Below are 16,174 nucleotides of genomic sequence, written 5' to 3'. Positions count from 1 at the left end.
GCGAGTGGGTAATGGCTGACTGCTTTCCCGTTGTCTAATCACGTTGCCCTTTAGGGCAGGGCTTGAGCTGATGTTTATATAGTTTTTTGTTGATTGGTTATGAGTATTATTGTTTAGCATTGACATCCCTCCACTATGAGAATGAAGGGGCAAAAGCCGTGCCAAATGTAAAATTATGTAACTATAATGGTAAATATTCTTTAATATTCAAATAGATTTGACATTTTTTGTTTGTAAAAACTTGTAAACACCTACCGAGGTTTATTGGTTGGTTTGAACCAAGTTGGTTGTTTTTATCCAACCAGTTTGGTTGCTAACAGCCATTTTTAAACTAATAGGCTTTTAAAGACGGGTCGGGAATTTTTCCCGAATTATGCATGTGCCAAGTCTAGGTTTTGCAAATGCCAAGTGGAGTAAACGGGCAGTATGATTAGAATTAGTGTATCGGGATGTGGGGGAGAAAACTCATTAGTTCGAAGGAGAGGCATGGTGGTTTGGAGAGATTAGGAAACATGTAGCACATGCTCAAAAAACACTTGCAACCTGCACCAAAAGGTGATCTTTGCGGTTCATTTATACACACCACCTAAAGTGTTACATTAACTCTTGTAAAAAAATGATACAAATCCAATAACATACGAATTTACTTATACAAATCAATAAGTTGAAAATAAGTTCAAAAAATAAGCGATTTTAAAAAGTCCTTATAAATGCAATGGTTACATTTTTAAGTCACAGCTATCCACACAATTATCCACAGATTTTGTGGATAGGAATATTTCGTATTGGGCGCCCCTTGAAATGAAAATAAATCAAGCTTTTTTTCGCACAATTTGGCCGGTAGTAGAGGGCGGGGCTGTGGAGATTATCGACCAGACCCAGTTGCCGCACCGTTTGCATATCGTCCGTATCGCTACACTGCATGCCATGGTGTATGCCATCAAGCACATGCAGGTGCGCGGTGCGCCGTTGATAGGTGCGGCAGCAGCGTATGGCATGGCGCTGGGTCTGGCTAATGGGGATGGGGCGCAAGATGCCGACATTGAGCGCACAGGTGAAGCCTTGTTGCAGAGTCGGCCAACGGCGGTAAACCTGCGCTGGGCGGTGCGGCGCATGCAGCGCTTGCTCCTGGCATTGCCGGTGGATGAGCGTGCAGCGGCTGCCTGGCGAGAGGCGGTGGTGATTTGCGATGAAGATGTCGCGCTGAATCAGGCCATAGGCCAGCATGGTCTGGAAATGCTGCGTGCGTTGGCGAGTGCGCGTGGTCGCGGCTCTGCGGCGCAGCCCTTGCAGATACTCACGCATTGCAATGCGGGCTGGCTGGCAACCGTGGATTGGGGAACAGCCTTGGCACCTATATATGCCGCGCATGAGGCCGGGCTGGCGGTGCATGTGTGGGTAGACGAAACCCGGCCGCGCAATCAGGGCGCGGCTTTGACCGCCTGGGAGCTGGCGCAGCATGGCGTGCCGCATACCATCATCAGCGACAACGCGGGTGGGCACCTGATGCAGCATGGCAAGGTGGATTGCGTGATCGTGGGGGCGGACAGGGTGACGGCGACAGGCGATGTCTGCAACAAGATCGGCACCTATCTCAAGGCGCTGGCGGCCTATGATAATGACGTGCCGTTTTATGCGGCGGTGCCATCACCCACCATAGACTGGGGCATGCAGGATGGCGTCCGCGAGATTCCGATAGAAGAGCGCGATGCAGATGAGGTGCACTACATGCAAGGGCTGGTGATGGATAGTGCCAGTGATGGCCTGCATGACAAGCCGACAGGCCATGCCATGCAGCGCATACGGATTACGCCACTAGGCAGTCAGGCCGCCAATCCCGCATTTGATGTGACGCCTGCCAGGCTGGTCACGGGGATTATTACCGAACGTGGCATCGCCACCCCGGCGGTATTGCGCCAGCTTTTCAGTGCGGATGGTCGGGGCATGCCTGGCTAGCATATTGCGTATGCCCAGCCCGCGGGTATCCCGCAGTCAAGCGGCGGCAATCCGTGTAAGATCGCAGTTCACGTTCCGGGAGTGAACACCATCATGCTCAGTCAGCGCGAAAACCTGTTGAACACCTGCCGCAAGCTTGTGGAGTTGGGGCTTAATCGCGGCACCTCCGGTAATGTCAGCGTGCGTAGCGATAAAGGGTTTTTCATCACGCCCTCGGGCATGGAAGTCGATGCCATGACCCCGCACGACATGGTGCTGATGGACATGGCGGGCAAACACAAGGCGGGCTGCAAGCCTTCCAGCGAATGGCGTTTTCACCGGGATATCTTGCAGGCGCGGCCCGAGGTCGGCGCGGTGATCCACCTGCACTCCACTTTTGCTACCAGTCTTGCTTGCCTGCGTCGCGACATTCCCCCTTTTCATTACATGATTGCCGTGGCTGGTGGCAGCAACATTCGCTGTGCGCCATACGCGCTGTTTGGTTCACAGGCTTTGTCGGATGCAGCCTTGCTGGCCTTGCAGGATAGGCGGGCCTGCCTGCTGGCAAATCACGGCATGATCGCCCTCGGCGCCACCCTCAAGCAGGCGCTGGATGTCGCGCAAGAGGTGGAAACCCTGTGTGAGCAATATTGGCGAGCCTTGCAGATTGGCGAGCCGGTGTTGCTTACTGAAGCCGAAATGGCGGAGGTGTTTGAACAGTTCAAGGGCTATGGGGCTTGGGCAGAGTCAATGCCCTTGTCCGTATCGTCATCCGCATGACGTTGCACATGGTGTTTACAGGCCAGGCAAAAACGAATATTCGAGAGTCAACATGCAAGCGCTATATCTGACAGACACCCTGCGTGCGCTGGAACTTCAGCATAAAGCAGAACCTTTGATGGAACGGGCCGGGCATGCGGTGGCTACCCTGGCGCGCTCACTATTGGCTGAAGGCCATCACCGCATTCTGGTGGTGGCAGGCCCCGGCAACAATGGCGGCGATGCGTTTGTCGCCGCGCGTTATCTCAAGGCCTGGTGGCATGAGGTGACGGTGGTATTTACCGGGCAACGCAATAGTCTGCCGCCGGATGCCGCGCATGCTTATGATGGATGGCTGGAGTGCGGTGGTGAGGTGCTGAGTCAGTGGCCGACGGCGGGCTCGCAGTCATGGCAGCTGGTGATTGATGGTTTGTTTGGCATTGGCTTGCAACGGCCGCTCACCGGCGACATGGCAGACCTGGTGGCTCGCATTAATGCGCTGCCGGTGCCCGTGCTGGCGATTGATATTCCCAGCGGCCTCGCCGCAGATACCGGCGTGGTGCTGGGTGCCGCTGTTCGTGCGACCCATACCATTACCTTTCTCGGCCGCAAACCCGGGCTCTATACGCTCGATGGCCCGGACCATGCCGGGAAAGTGCATGTGGATTTGCTCGGCTTGCCGCCTTTGCCAGAAGCCGACGGTACCTTGCTGGATGCGCCTTTCACCTTGCCTGCCCGCAGGCGCCTGAATAGTCACAAAGGCAGCAATGGCAGTGCGGGGGTGATTGGGGGTGCTGCCAGCATGACAGGTGCTGCATTGCTGACGGCCCGTGCGGCGCTGCTACTTGGCGCTGGGCGCGTTTATGCCGTTCTGCTGGACCCGGCTGCTCCTGCGCTGGATGCGGATTATCCGGAATTGATGCTGCGCGCAGTTGATCAGTTGCCATTTGTGCATGCGCTGGCGGTGGGGCCCGGTATGGGGCATTCCAGTGAAGCGCATGCTGCCTTGCAGCAGGCCCTGGCAAACCCGGCGCCGCTGGTGCTGGATGCCGATGCACTGAATCTGCTGGCGGCGGATACCGATTTGCAACGGCGTTTGGCTGAGCGAGCAGCCGGTTCGGTGGTGATGACACCTCACCCTGGCGAAGCAGCGACCTTGCTGGCTACCGATACTGCCAACCTGCAGGCAGACCGCATTGCTTCTGCCCAAGCGCTGGCAGTGCGCTATCAGGCCATTGTGCTGCTCAAGGGCTGCGGCACGGTGGTGTCGACACCGGATGGGCGCTGGTGGATCAACGCAAGCGGCAACCCCGGGCTGGGCAGTGCGGGCATGGGGGATACCTTGACTGGCATCATTGTCGCGCTGGCGGCACAGGGCATGCATTTGCTCGAAGCTACCTTGCTGGCGGTGTACTTGCATGGGGCGGCTGCCGATGCGGCAGTGGCCCATGGTCAGGGGCCTGTCGGCCTCACCGCCACCGAAGTCATGCTGTCTGCCAGGCGCTTGCTCAATCGCTGGGTGAGTGCCGCGCACACCTGATGGCTGGACGCATGGGGGCGCTGGGCAAGGCCAATTGTCATTTGTGGCGAATGGCCGTTTCCAGTAAAATACGCTTCCGTCCGCAATGTCCGAAAAGCTCCATCACATGACCAAATACGTATTCGTTACCGGCGGGGTTGTTTCCTCACTTGGTAAAGGCATTGCAGCCGCAAGCTTAGGCGCAATTCTCGAATCGCGTGGTATCAAAGTTACCATGCTCAAGCTAGATCCCTACATTAACGTCGACCCGGGCACCATGAGCCCGTTTCAGCACGGTGAAGTGTTTGTCACCGACGACGGCGCTGAAACCGACCTCGACCTTGGCCACTATGAGCGCTTTATCAGCGCCCGCATGGCCAAACGCAATAACTTCACTACTGGCCAGATTTACGAAACCGTTATAAAAAAAGAACGTCGCGGTGAATATCTGGGCAAGACGGTACAAGTCATTCCGCATATCACCGACGAGATCAAGGCTCACATCAAGCGTGGTGCCGAAGGTGCCGATGTCGCCATCGTCGAAGTGGGCGGTACCGTGGGCGATATCGAGTCCCTGCCATTCCTGGAGGCGATTCGCCAGATGGGAATTGAAGAGGGCAAGTCCAACGCCTGTTATATCCATCTCACCCTGTTGCCATGGATTGCAGCAGCAGGCGAGCTGAAGACCAAGCCTACGCAGCACTCGGTAAAAGAGTTGCGCGAAATCGGTATTCAGCCTGACATCCTGCTGTGCCGTGCTGATCGTGCGATTCCGGATGATGAGCGCCGCAAGATTGCTCTCTTTACCAATGTCGCACCAGAAGCCGTGATTTCGGCTATCGACGCTAGCTCTATCTACCAGATTCCCGGTCTACTGCATGACCAGATGCTGGATGAGATTGTCTGCCACAAGCTGAATATTCTGGCGCGCGCCGCCGATCTTTCCAGCTGGAACAAGATCGTGCATGCGCTGGCAAACCCGCGCTATGAAGTCAATATTGCCTTTGTCGGCAAATATGTTGATCTGACCGAATCCTATAAGTCGTTAACTGAAGCCTTGATACACGCAGGTATCCATACCGAATCCAAGGTCAAGATTCACTATATTGATTCGGAAGATATCGAGAAAAGCGGCACCGGTGCGCTGAAGGCTATGGATGCGATTCTGGTCCCCGGTGGCTTTGGCAAGCGCGGTACTGAAGGTAAGATTGCCGCTATCCGCTATGCCCGTGAAAACAAGGTACCTTATCTGGGTATCTGCCTTGGCATGCAGCTGGCGGTGATTGAATTTGCCCGTGATGTGGCCGGTCTTGCCGATGCCAACAGCACCGAGTTCAATCCGGAAGGGCCGCATCCCTTGGTTGGCCTGATCACCGAGTGGAAAGACGCCAGTGGCAATGTGGAAGTGCGCAGCGAAGACTCAGACCTAGGCGGCACCATGCGCCTGGGTGCGCAGAAGTGCCCTATCGAGCCGGGCACCATGGCGGCCGCCATTTATGGCAGCGAAGTCAATGAACGCCATCGCCATCGCTATGAAGTCAACAATCATTACGTTGAGCAATTGCAGGCAGCAGGCCTGGTGATTTCGGCACGTACACCCACGGAAAATCTCTGTGAAATGATCGAGTTGCCGCAGGATGTGCATCCGTGGTTCGTGGCATGCCAGTTCCACCCGGAGTTCACGTCCAATCCGCGTACCGGGCATCCGCTGTTCAAGGCTTATGTGAAGGCAGCATTAGCCAGAAAAAACAAATAGGCTGGTTTAAAGGGGAGCATGTCTCCCCTGAGTCTTCCATCGCAGACTGCATGATGGGGGATCTGCTCTGGTGAGCATGGGCAATTATTAAAGGCGTAAATGTATGAAATTATGTGGTTTTGATGTTGGTATCGAGCATCCGATTTTTCTGATCGCTGGCCCATGTGTCATTGAGTCCAAGCAAATGGCGATTGATACCGCTGGCCAGCTCAAGGAAATCGCCGCGGCGATCGGGATTCCGTTTATCTACAAATCGTCCTACGACAAGGCCAACCGCAGCTCGACCAAGACGTTTCGCGGCTTTGGCATGGAAGAAGGCTTGCGTATCCTGGACGATGTGCGTGCGCAGATAGGCGTGCCTATTCTGACCGATGTGCATACCGAGGAGCAGGTGCCGCATGTGGCTGCGGTGGTTGATGTATTACAGACGCCCGCATTCCTCTGCCGTCAGACGGATTTCATTACCGCGGTTGCCACTTGCGGCAAGCCGGTGAATATCAAGAAAGGCCAGTTCCTGGCGCCAGGCGACATGAAGCAGGTCGTGCAAAAAGCCAAGGAAGCCAACGGCGGCGCAGATACCATCATGGTTTGCGAGCGCGGTGCTTCGTTTGGGTACAACACGCTGGTGTCGGATATGCGCGGACTTGCTATCATGCGCGAGACACAATGCCCGGTGGTGTTTGATGCCACCCACTCGGTGCAGCAGCCCGGTGGTCAGGGCGACAAGAGCGGTGGCCAGCGCGAGTTTGTGCCTGTTCTGGCCCGTGCGGCCGTGGCCAGTGGGATTGCCGGTCTGTTCATGGAAACCCATCCAGACCCAAGCAAGGCGCTGTCCGATGGCCCGAATGCCTGGCCATTGCCCAAGATGAAAGACTTGCTACAGGTGCTGGTCGACTTGGACCGGGTGGTTAAAAAAGCCGGGTTTATCGAGCATACTTTATAGCAGTGGACTGCCGGGGCGGAGAGGTCCGCAGGCAGTACCGGAATTCCCATACGTCATACCCTAAGTACCGTTTGTTTATTGGCATGTAGCTGTCCACGGGGCAGAACCATTCAAGTTTTTATATAAAGGAAGAAAAAGCATGAGCGCAATTGTAGACATCATTGCCCGCGAGATTATTGATTCCCGCGGTAACCCGACTGTAGAAGCGGATGTGCTGTTGGAGTCCGGCATTATTGGCCGTGCTGCTGTGCCTTCCGGTGCTTCTACTGGCACCAAGGAAGCCGTGGAATTGCGTGACGGTGACACTGGTCGCTACCTGGGCAAGGGCGTCCTGCAAGCGGTTGAAAATGTGAATACCGAAATCGCCGAAGCGATTGTTGGCCTGGATGTGGAAGAGCAAAGCTTTATCGACACCACCCTGATTGATCTCGACGGTACTGAAAACAAGAGCCGTCTGGGTGCCAATGCCATCCTCGCGGTTTCCATGGCATGTGCCCGTGCTGCCGCAGAAGAATCCGGCCTGCCACTCTACCGTTACCTGGGTGGTTCCGGTTTCATGCAACTGCCTACCCCCATGATGAACATCATCAACGGCGGTGCCCACGCTGAAAACAGCGTAGACATGCAAGAGTTCATGATTATTCCAGCTGGCCTGCCAAGCTTCCGTGAAGCGCTACGCGCAGGTGCTGAAGTATTCCACGCGTTGAAGAAAATCCTGCACAAAAAGGGTCTGGCCACGACAGTAGGTGATGAAGGCGGCTTTGCCCCTGATCTACCATCCAATGAATCCGCTATCCAGCTGATTCTGGAAGCCATTTCCGCTGCGGGCTACGAGCCAGGCCGCGACATCCTGCTTGGTCTGGATTGCGCCAGCTCCGAGTTCTACAAGGATGGCATGTACCACCTGGAATCCGAAGGCCTGCAACTGACTTCCCCACAGTTCACCGACTATCTCGCCACCTGGGCAGACAAGTACCCCATCATCAGCATTGAAGATGGCATGTCCGAACACGACTGGGATGGCTGGAAACTGCTGACCGACCGTCTGGGCAAAAACGTGCAGCTGGTGGGCGATGATCTTTTCGTGACCAATGCCAAGATTCTGCGTGAAGGCATCCAGAAGGGCGTGGCCAACTCTGTGCTGATCAAGGTCAATCAGATCGGCACCCTGACCGAAACCTTCCAGACTATTGAAACTGCCAAGCGCGCTGGTTACACATCAGTGATCTCGCATCGCTCCGGTGAAACCGAAGACACCACGATTGCCGATATCTCGGTAGCAACCAATGCCTTGCAGATCAAAACCGGCTCCCTGTCGCGTTCCGAACGCATCGCCAAGTACAACCAGCTCTTGCGTATTGAAGAAGAGCTGGGCGACGCAACCAGCTACGCTGGCATCGATGCCTTCTATCATCTGGCTCGCTAAGCACTTGCCGGATTAAATCAACATGCGCAGTTTGCCTGGCAGACTGCGCATTGTTATTTAAAACGTATCCATGCGATTTTTAACCCTTATTTTTGTCATACTGATTGCGACGCTGCAGTATCCCCTGTGGCTGGGCAAAGGCAGCTGGTTGCGGGTGTGGGACTTGAACCGGCAAATCAGTGAGCAGAAAGACAAGAACGCTCAGTTGAAAGCGCGAAATGATACACTGGACGCAGAAGTGCGTGATCTGAAACAGGGCTTTGCTGCCATTGAAGAGCGCGCCCGTAGTGAGCTGGGGATGATCAAGCAGGATGAAGTGTTTTATCAGGTGATTGATAAAACGCCGCCTGCGCCAGCCACTGCACCACAAAAATAAGAGTTCGACTTCATGGGTAAATTCATCATGAATAGACACAAGCTCATTTTTTTATTGACGCTTGTCTTGGCGATGGGCGGCATCAGCATTTCGCTGATGAGCTATTCCGTGTCCAAATCCTCTATTCACCGTGCCATCAGCGATAACGAGTTGCCGCTCACGGCGGACAATGTCTATTCCGAGATTCAGCGCGATCTGGTCAGGCCAGTCTTTATTTCATCCATGATGGCATCGGATACCTTCCTGCGCGACTGGGTGCTGGATGGCGAGCGCCGCGTGGAGTCCATCAGCAAATATCTGCAGGAAATCCAGAGTACCTACGGTACGTTCATCAGCTTTTTCGTGTCAGAAAAAACCCGGCAATACTATTACGGTAACGGTGTTCTGAAAAAAGTGCAGGAGAACGAGCCACGTGATTTATGGTATTTCCGCGTGCGTGATCTCAATCAGCCCTATGAAATCAATGTAGACAAAGACCTTGCGCATCAGGATGCACTGACGATTTTCGTGAATTACCGTGTTTACGATTATGCGAAAAACTATATTGGCGTGGTGGGTGTTGGCCTGACGGTGGATTCGGTCAAAGCCCTGATTGACGGTTACCAGGAAAAATTCCGTCGCTCGGTGTATTTCATCACCTCAGAAGGTACCGTCATGCTGTCTGGCAGCAAGCAGCATATCTCCGGTAGCCATGTGCGCGAATTGCCCGAGTTGCATGCACTGTTGCCACAAATTACTTCGCAAGAGACTGGCTCATTTGAGTACCGCTACAAGGGCAGTGATCGCCTGATCAATACCCGCTATATTCCCGAGCTCAAGTGGTATCTCATCGTAGAAAAAAATGAGAGCGAAGCCACGCAAGTTATTCGCAATACCTTGTATCTCAATCTTGGCGTGTCTCTGTTGTTAACGGCCCTGACGGTGTATCTCACCAACCTCGCGCTGAAACGCTATCAGACCCAGATTGAAACCATGGCGACCACGGACTCGCTGACGCGCTTGCCTAACCGCAAGGCTTTCGAGATCATTATTGATGTCATCATGCAGGAGCGCATACGCTACGGCAAAGACCTGGCGGTGATCCTGCTCGATATTGATCACTTCAAGCAGATTAATGATCGCCATGGCCATTTCGCCGGTGACCATGTGCTGACCGAAGTTGCGCTGATTATTAGCTCCTGCTTGCGATCAGTGGACTTTGTCTGCCGCTGGGGCGGAGAAGAGTTCCTCATCCTGCTCAAGGATTGCAATGAGCGGAATGCCCGCCTTCTGGCAGAGAAGATACGTGAGACACTCGAAACCCGCCCCGTGGCCCACAAGGATCTACCGATACACCTTACCGCCAGCCTGGGCGTTGCCATGGTACAGAATGGCGAACGCATCGAGCAGGTACTTGAACGGGCGGACTACGCCATGTATCAGGCCAAGGCGCTGGGCCGTAATCAAGTGATTTTCAGTAATTTCAAAAATGGCTGAACCGTCTTGCTAGATGCTTGACGCAAGCATCATCCAGAATAAAGAAGCCCGCTAACCGCGGGCTTCTTTATTCTGCCTTATTTTCTGTCTGGGGGGAAAGGGTAAGGCATAGGCAACCAGGTGATCGGCTGTTGATGCCAGCTCACGGTTTTACCCTCGCTAGCTTCCTGACGCAGTTCCACCAGCACTCGGCCCTCTGTTCCGGCAATACCGCTGCTACGGACCACTTGGCCGACGGCGGCTTCACCTTCCCCGACAAACACTTCATCGCCTGGCGCGGGAATCTGATCCGCCGCCGGCAGGCTACCAATCAGCGACCGGCGCTTTACCTTGCCCAGATAATGAGTACGGGCGACGATTTCTTGGCCGGTATAGCAGCCTTTCTTGAAGTTAATGCCGCCCAGCGCATCCAGATTCACCATCTGCGGTACAAAGGCTTCCTGTGTCGCCGGGTATATCTCGGGAATGCCTGCTTCGATTTCCAGCCAGTCCCAACCGGTCTGGCCTACCGGGTCGAAGTGCTGTTCCAGTTCCTGCCACAGTTCCTGCGCATTATCCTGTGCGGTGAAAATCTCAAAGCGGGGTAGCGTGCCAGGCAAGCGGATCAGGGTGGCGTTTTCCTGCGTGCTGATGCCGTGGATTTCTTTTGGCACAAACTCAAACATGGCCCCCAGAATGGCCTCGCTATTGCTGCCTGCGACGCCGATGCGCACGATATTGGTTGAGACATCCTGAATCACAACCTTGGAGCGCAGCACGTACATCTTCAGACGCTTGAGTATGGGCTCCAGCAAGCTGCCATTTAATTGCAGGTGGATATGGCCTTCATGGGCAAAGACGAGAAACAAGGCAAGCAGACGGCCTTTTGCCGTGCAATAGCCTGCATAGTGGCTGGTGCTTCCGTTCAGCAGGTTGATATCATTGGTGAGCTGGCCCTGCAGAAATGTGACGGCATCTTCACCATCCACCTGCAGCAAACCCAGATGTGAGAGATCGGCCATGACATGATCGTGGCGGGTGGCGGCCAGCTCTTTGGCCGGGGCACCGAAGTCATGTATGCGACCATCGACGACGGAGGCGCCGCGGGACTGTAAGAATTCTTGCCATTGCGTCATGATAGTAAGCCATCAATAATCGAATGGGACATTATAGCGTGAAGCCCCTGCAAGTCGACCTTCGTCCATCGCCCCGGCTCGCGGCCATCCTCATGGCGGCCTGCAGCAGTGCGCTACTTCTATTGTTGATCGTGCCTGTAGTGTGGTGGATGAAGCTGGTGGGAGGCGTGGGTATCGTAGTCGCAAGCGTGTGGCACCTGCGTCGTCAAGCCTGGCGATCTGTGCCGGAAGCCTGGGTTGGTTTGCGCTGGTCAGTAGAACATGGTTGGCAGGCGTGGCGCCTGAACGATGAAGCGCTGCAAATCGTAATATTGCCGGATAGCACGGTAACCAGTGCGCTCAGCGTGATCCGTTTTCGCTGTGAAGGCCAGCGTTGGCCGCAGGTGGTTGTTTTGCTTGCTGATAGCGCAGAGTCTGAAGCCCTGCGCCGTTTACGCGTGCAATTGCGCTGGGCTTACGAGCGGACACCTGTCGAGCCCGCGCCGCGCTGACGACGTTCGGCTCTGGCTGAGCGCAGCCGCTTGAATAGATGCACCAGCCGTTGCGGGGTGTAGGCACCAATAATGGCGAGCGCAGCCAACGAGGCGAGTATCCAGTCGATCTGCATGGGCGAAAAATCACGGCGGGAAGGCTTGAGTTCGCTCATGGCGCTACGCACCGCTTGCAGGCTATCGCCGCGGATGTAGGTGGCGTGGATTTCCTTGGAAAGCTGCTGCAGGTATTCCTCGTCCAGGCGGGAAGCGTAACGGTCATTTTCTGACGGGGCCACATTGTCATCGCGGTTACCAAAATTCTGTTGCGAAATCTGGGCGATCCCCGGTTGCATGGTGAAATTCTCTGCTGACCAGTAGCCAATGACCTTGTTGGATTCATCCATTTTTGGGATGGGGTGCGGGTCCATACTGCCGATCCCCACCATCAACCAGCCGCCGCCCTGAAAGGTACTCAGATCGCGCGTGTTGAAGGCATGCAGCTTGGGAGCTTCTTCGCCATCGGTAAAAAACACCACTTGCGAAGCTTCAGGCAGGGCGCGCAACAAACGGCTCAGTGACTCTGTGCTATCACGCAGTCGACTATTGCCGGACCAGGCCATGCGCCATTCCATATGGTCGATGGTGTCCTGGATAGCCGAGTAGTTGGCACAAACCTCAATCGGTGTATAAAGCGCGGCCACACTGACCCCCGCAAACAGCGAGATGCTGACCCGGCTGCCGCAGGGCAGGCGGCCAATAATGTCATGCAGCATATTCTTGGTGTAATCGAGGCGCGAAACCTCCTGCCCATGCCAGTACATGCCTTTCACGTTCATGCTCTGGCTGATATCCACCACAAACACATAGCTGTAGATATTGCGAGGGATAGGCACCGTGGGTTTGAATGCCGCTGCCAGCACGAGCACAAACGCCATTGCCAGCATGGCGGCATCGCGGCGGTGCCAGAGGTAATACCCAAAGCGTTTAAGCAGCTCAGTGCGCCACATGATCAAGGTAGCCCAACCGGAATATTGCCCATGATCAGACCGGGCGAATCAGAATCGCCAACACCTGGCGTCGGGTGCGCTGGCAGCATGGTGAGCACGCGGTCCAGATTATGGCGGGCATCCCAGAAGTGGTTATCCAGCCGCAAGGATTGCTGATAGGCGGTTTTGGCCTGAGTCAGCAGATATTCGGTCTGGTCGCGCACGGTCATGTTGGTGCCGTTGATGGCGAGCCCACGCAGGAAGAATATATTGCCCATATTGAATTGCACCGCTGAGCGCTGTGTATCCGTGCCCTGGTCATTGAGCTGGCTGAACAACAAGGTGGCTTCCTGTAACCTGCCGTTCTTGGCTTGCCAGTAGGCGACGGCAAATTTGGCTTCGTATGATTGCTTGTCGGTTTGTGGCGGATCGCCTTTGCCGATGGCCGCATTAAACGCTGCGATTTGCTTGATTCGGTAAGCTTCGCTCGCAGCCACACCTGCGCTGGCGATTGCGGCGATGCCCAGGATCAGCGTCCATTTTTTAGCACTCAATGCCATGTTCTGACCTCGATAAATTTAACGGCAAGCAACAGGGCAATCAAAAAAGCGGCGATGGCATAACACCATGGCGCATAGTCCTTGCCCGGAATCTGCTCGATGTACTTGATGGGTTTTTTCTCTTTGCGATTGATGTCCTGTATCGCGGCAGCCAGCGATTGCGGGTCTTCCGCTTCATACGGCTGGTAGCCCGAACGCAGGGTCTTGAAATAATCATTCAACTCAATCGCGGGTGGCGGTGGCCTGTCATCCGGCGTTTTGTAAGTCTCATCAAAAATACTGATGGAGCCAGGCTGGCGTAGCACGATCCAGTACAGCGTGACATGCATGCGGTCGAGCCAGTCGCGAATTTTCTCCTGCGTGGCTGCGCCTATGCGGCCACCGCCATCCGATAGCAGGATAATGGCGCGCGAGCCAGAGTCGGGCGTCTTGTCGAATTGGGCTAAGCCGGTGGTGAGGCCGCTACCGATATTGGTCTGGAACAGGGCTGAGCCACCAGCTGCTCGGATGGCGGCCAGAATGGCTTCCTTGCTCTCCGTCAGCGGTAGCACATGCATGGCGGAGTTACTGAAGGTCACCATGCCAAACATATCGTTTTTGCGTTCGTTAACGAAACGGGTAATCAGGCGTTCGGCGGCGGCGGCTTTGGATTCACCTGCACGTCCGCTGGCAATTGCTCCAGAAAACGGGTCGTCCATACTCGCACTGCGGTCGATGATGAGCACCAGCTGGGCGCCGATACCGGTGCGCTCAATCGGCTGGGAAGGTGTGGCAGGTCCGGCGATGCCCAGGATGATGAACATGAGCGCCATGGCCGCCAGTATCTTGAGCAACAGCCCCAGCAAGTCTGACAAGCCATCGCGCGGGATCAGCTGCATCCACGAATAACTCTTGCTGTGCTGGCGATCCAGTAGCAGCGGCACCAGTGCCAGCGGCAAAAACAACAGCACCCAGGGTGTGACGAAATTCACTTGTTCAACCCTCGTTCGCAATCGCGGCAATGGCGGCAAAACTGTTGCAGCCATTGCTGGGGGTCACCCTGCACCTGATGCTTGGCCGTGGCATCAAAAAACACGCTGCGCGACAGACGGAAGAACTGGTTCAGCTCATCGCGCATGCTGGCAAACGCAGGCTTGCGAGCAATGATCTCATCGGCGCTGAACACGCTGCCGCCGCTACTCTGGTTCAGGGCATGGTGCATGCGCGTCATGCCGGTTTCCAGGCCCAGGTTCTGTTTGCGGATTTTCTTGATGTCGCGATAGGCGCGAGCGAACTCACCGCCCATGCGAGGCAGCCAACGGCGGTTGCCCAGAATATAAAGCAGCCCCAGCAGCGATAATGCCAGCGTGCCGAGCGCAATCCACAATCTCAGGCGTTGCTGGCTGTTATCCAGCAACAAGGGGCCGCGTAACTGGCTCATGTCGTTCTCAATTTTTACCGAGCCATATACCGCCAGCGGAGAAATCCGGAAGCTCCAGTACGGTATGCGCACCTGAAATACACGGCCTTCGCCACCAAACTTGACGTATTCGGCAGGCAGCTGGCTCGGCTTCACCACCACATTGTTGGTAAATACCTGGTATTGCAGTTTGAGCGTGTAGATATTGAATGCGCCTTGCTGCTTTTCACTAATATCTACCGAGCGGACTTCCACGCCCTGATTCTGCCCGCGATACTTTTTTTCCGTGCCCTTGAGGGGCAGTGAGGTGTCCAGCAGCTTGTAGCTGGCGGGTGCCTTCAGGATGATGGTGCGATGCAGGATATCACCGACGTGGTAGCCGACGTCGCGTGCCGGGTTGATTTCGGTCACCAGGACTTGTGGGTTGGGTTTGTTGTCGGCGAGCGCGGCGGGCATGCCATGCAAGCTGAGCAGTACCAATATCAGGGATAGCATCCGGGAGTTGATCATCATTAAGCAGCCACAAACTGGTAAAAATAGTCGGTTAAGGCGTCAGGCTTGAAGCCGTCTTCCATGAAAAAGGGTGGAAGGTCGTAGCGCATGAAGAGTGCGCTAAGCGCCGCGCGGCGCTCGGCAAAGGCTGCCTGTATGCGTGCGTGCATGTCGCCGCGCAAAAATACCGTGCGGCGCTCACCGGTTTCACTGTCGGTAATGTGCGTCACGCCAAACTCTGGCAGCTTGCGATACTCCGCTGCATCCCACAGCACCATGGGCACCACGTGATGGCGTTGCATGCCGACCAGGGCTTCTTCCAGCACATTCAATGGCATGTGAAAGTCGGATACCAGGAAAATCAGTGCCCGCTCGCGCGCGAGGTAGGGCACCACTTGCGCCAGGCCATCGCCACCGATTTGTGGCGGCTGGTAATCGCGCAGGCGTTCGGCCATCTGGTAAGCGCCTTGCAGCCGGGTGCTGGGGTGGGAAATCCAGTCCTCGCGCACCTGCTGGTCAAAGCCGATGAACGTGAATGGGTCGTTGACCCGCGAGGCCGAATAAGCCGCCGAGGCGGTAATCTCAGCGGCAATCTGCAGCTTGTGGTGCTCACCGCTGAAGCCCATGGAGCCAGAGAGGTCGCACACCACATAAATGGGCGTGGCACTGCGCTGGTTGAAAATACGCACAAAAACCTGCTCGGCAGGATCGCGCAAGGTCAGGCGCAAGTCGATGCGGCGAGGGTCTGGGTAGGAGATCAGTGGTGCATGACCGACGAAGTCCATGCCCAGCCCGCGCTGCACGCTGGCGTGACGACCAGCGTGGCGGCCACGTGAGCGCCAGCCGATCTGGTAGGTGAATTCCTTGGCAAGTGCGTGGGTCATGTGCGGTCAACTATGGCGTAAATATCAATGGCGTCATTCCTGACGTGTCTGCTCTGCTCACTCATGTGGTGCATG

The 16,174-nt window shown here is 55.5% G+C and carries 15 protein-coding genes; 9 read left to right on the top strand and 6 right to left on the bottom strand.

Features of this window, described 5'->3' with window-relative positions; genetic code table 11:
* The first annotated feature begins 801 nt into the window (after nucleotides 1-801).
* The 8 genes from mtnA (at nucleotide 802) to LG204_RS13095 (ending at nucleotide 10,190) form a co-directional block, all read left to right on the top strand.
* A complete protein-coding gene (gene mtnA / locus LG204_RS13130; RefSeq protein ID WP_230337700.1) occupies nucleotides 802-1,956 on the top strand; it encodes an S-methyl-5-thioribose-1-phosphate isomerase in 1,155 nt (384 codons plus the stop codon).
* A 93-nt stretch (nucleotides 1,957-2,049) separates the two neighbouring features.
* Entirely contained in the window at nucleotides 2,050-2,715 is a 666-nt protein-coding gene (locus LG204_RS13125; protein ID WP_230337699.1) for a class II aldolase/adducin family protein, read from the top strand.
* 52 nt (nucleotides 2,716-2,767) lie between these two features.
* Nucleotides 2,768-4,234, top strand: a complete 1,467-nt coding sequence (locus tag LG204_RS13120; RefSeq protein WP_230337698.1) for an NAD(P)H-hydrate dehydratase — start codon at nucleotides 2,768-2,770, stop codon at nucleotides 4,232-4,234.
* 106 nt (nucleotides 4,235-4,340) lie between these two features.
* On the top strand, nucleotides 4,341-5,969 hold the full coding sequence (locus LG204_RS13115) for a CTP synthase (RefSeq protein WP_230337697.1): 1,629 nt from the start codon (nucleotides 4,341-4,343) through the stop codon (nucleotides 5,967-5,969).
* Between the two features lie 103 nt (nucleotides 5,970-6,072).
* On the top strand, nucleotides 6,073-6,912 hold the full coding sequence (gene kdsA / locus LG204_RS13110; RefSeq protein WP_230337696.1) for a 3-deoxy-8-phosphooctulonate synthase: 840 nt from the start codon (nucleotides 6,073-6,075) through the stop codon (nucleotides 6,910-6,912).
* A gap of 139 nt (nucleotides 6,913-7,051) precedes the next feature.
* Entirely contained in the window at nucleotides 7,052-8,338 is a 1,287-nt protein-coding gene (gene eno, locus LG204_RS13105) for a phosphopyruvate hydratase (RefSeq protein ID WP_230337695.1), read from the top strand.
* Nucleotides 8,339-8,408: 70 nt separating this feature from the next.
* On the top strand, nucleotides 8,409-8,714 hold the full coding sequence (gene ftsB / locus LG204_RS13100; RefSeq protein WP_230337694.1) for a cell division protein FtsB: 306 nt from the start codon (nucleotides 8,409-8,411) through the stop codon (nucleotides 8,712-8,714).
* A gap of 27 nt (nucleotides 8,715-8,741) precedes the next feature.
* Complete coding sequence (locus LG204_RS13095; protein ID WP_230337693.1) at nucleotides 8,742-10,190, top strand: sensor domain-containing diguanylate cyclase; 1,449 nt, start codon at nucleotides 8,742-8,744, stop codon at nucleotides 10,188-10,190.
* 77 nt (nucleotides 10,191-10,267) lie between these two features.
* Here the strand turns inward: LG204_RS13095 and ygfZ are convergent, their stop codons facing one another.
* Nucleotides 10,268-11,305, bottom strand: coding sequence for a CAF17-like 4Fe-4S cluster assembly/insertion protein YgfZ (gene ygfZ / locus LG204_RS13090; RefSeq protein ID WP_230337692.1), 1,038 nt, complete (start codon nucleotides 11,303-11,305; stop codon nucleotides 10,268-10,270).
* A 38-nt stretch (nucleotides 11,306-11,343) separates the two neighbouring features.
* Here ygfZ and LG204_RS13085 point away from each other — a divergent pair, with 38 nt between their 5' ends.
* Nucleotides 11,344-11,796 (top strand): protein YgfX, encoded by a 453-nt coding sequence (locus tag LG204_RS13085; RefSeq protein WP_230337691.1) that lies wholly within the window; start codon nucleotides 11,344-11,346, stop codon nucleotides 11,794-11,796.
* Here the strand turns inward: LG204_RS13085 and LG204_RS13080 are convergent.
* From LG204_RS13080 to LG204_RS13060, 5 genes are read right to left on the bottom strand one after another with little or no spacing between them, the layout of a single operon-like run.
* Nucleotides 11,760-12,785, bottom strand: a complete 1,026-nt coding sequence (locus LG204_RS13080; RefSeq protein ID WP_230337690.1) for a VWA domain-containing protein — start codon at nucleotides 12,783-12,785, stop codon at nucleotides 11,760-11,762. The genes LG204_RS13085 and LG204_RS13080 overlap by 37 nt on opposite strands.
* Nucleotides 12,786-12,787: 2 nt before the next feature.
* A complete protein-coding gene (locus tag LG204_RS13075) occupies nucleotides 12,788-13,324 on the bottom strand; it encodes a hypothetical protein (protein ID WP_230337689.1) in 537 nt (178 codons plus the stop codon).
* The gene (locus LG204_RS13070) at nucleotides 13,315-14,295 is read right to left on the bottom strand and encodes a vWA domain-containing protein (protein ID WP_230337688.1); all 981 of its coding nucleotides are present in this window, start codon (nucleotides 14,293-14,295) and stop codon (nucleotides 13,315-13,317) included. The genes LG204_RS13075 and LG204_RS13070 overlap by 10 nt, the downstream gene beginning before the upstream one ends.
* The gene (locus LG204_RS13065) at nucleotides 14,292-15,236 is read right to left on the bottom strand and encodes a hypothetical protein (protein WP_230337687.1); all 945 of its coding nucleotides are present in this window, start codon (nucleotides 15,234-15,236) and stop codon (nucleotides 14,292-14,294) included. The genes LG204_RS13070 and LG204_RS13065 overlap by 4 nt, the downstream gene beginning before the upstream one ends.
* Nucleotides 15,236-16,099, bottom strand: a complete 864-nt coding sequence (locus LG204_RS13060) for a DUF58 domain-containing protein (protein ID WP_230337686.1) — start codon at nucleotides 16,097-16,099, stop codon at nucleotides 15,236-15,238. The genes LG204_RS13065 and LG204_RS13060 overlap by 1 nt, the downstream gene beginning before the upstream one ends.
* Between the last annotated feature and the right edge of the window lie 75 nt (nucleotides 16,100-16,174).

The organism is Methylovorus menthalis, assembly GCF_020523625.1.
GTDB classification, from domain to species: Bacteria; Pseudomonadota; Gammaproteobacteria; order Burkholderiales; family Methylophilaceae; genus Methylovorus; species Methylovorus menthalis.
This window is presented reverse-complemented; position numbering and strand designations above follow the sequence as displayed.

What these genes read in the sequence shown, in the direction of transcription:
- mtnA (WP_230337700.1), top strand. Translation starts at nt 802, where the DNA reads ATGAAAATAAATCAAGCTTTTTTTCGCACAATTTGGCCGGTAGTAGAG.
- LG204_RS13095 (WP_230337693.1), top strand. Translation starts at nt 8,742, where the DNA reads ATGAATAGACACAAGCTCATTTTTTTATTGACGCTTGTCTTGGCGATG.
- LG204_RS13120 (WP_230337698.1), top strand. Translation starts at nt 2,768, where the DNA reads ATGCAAGCGCTATATCTGACAGACACCCTGCGTGCGCTGGAACTTCAG.
- LG204_RS13125 (WP_230337699.1), top strand. Translation starts at nt 2,050, where the DNA reads ATGCTCAGTCAGCGCGAAAACCTGTTGAACACCTGCCGCAAGCTTGTG.
- eno (WP_230337695.1), top strand. Translation starts at nt 7,052, where the DNA reads ATGAGCGCAATTGTAGACATCATTGCCCGCGAGATTATTGATTCCCGC.
- kdsA (WP_230337696.1), top strand. Translation starts at nt 6,073, where the DNA reads ATGAAATTATGTGGTTTTGATGTTGGTATCGAGCATCCGATTTTTCTG.
- LG204_RS13080 (WP_230337690.1), bottom strand. Translation starts at nt 12,785, where the DNA reads ATGTGGCGCACTGAGCTGCTTAAACGCTTTGGGTATTACCTCTGGCAC.
- ygfZ (WP_230337692.1), bottom strand. Translation starts at nt 11,305, where the DNA reads ATGACGCAATGGCAAGAATTCTTACAGTCCCGCGGCGCCTCCGTCGTC.
- LG204_RS13115 (WP_230337697.1), top strand. Translation starts at nt 4,341, where the DNA reads ATGACCAAATACGTATTCGTTACCGGCGGGGTTGTTTCCTCACTTGGT.
- LG204_RS13065 (WP_230337687.1), bottom strand. Translation starts at nt 15,236, where the DNA reads ATGATGATCAACTCCCGGATGCTATCCCTGATATTGGTACTGCTCAGC.
- ftsB (WP_230337694.1), top strand. Translation starts at nt 8,409, where the DNA reads ATGCGATTTTTAACCCTTATTTTTGTCATACTGATTGCGACGCTGCAG.
- LG204_RS13075 (WP_230337689.1), bottom strand. Translation starts at nt 13,324, where the DNA reads ATGGCATTGAGTGCTAAAAAATGGACGCTGATCCTGGGCATCGCCGCA.
- LG204_RS13060 (WP_230337686.1), bottom strand. Translation starts at nt 16,099, where the DNA reads ATGACCCACGCACTTGCCAAGGAATTCACCTACCAGATCGGCTGGCGC.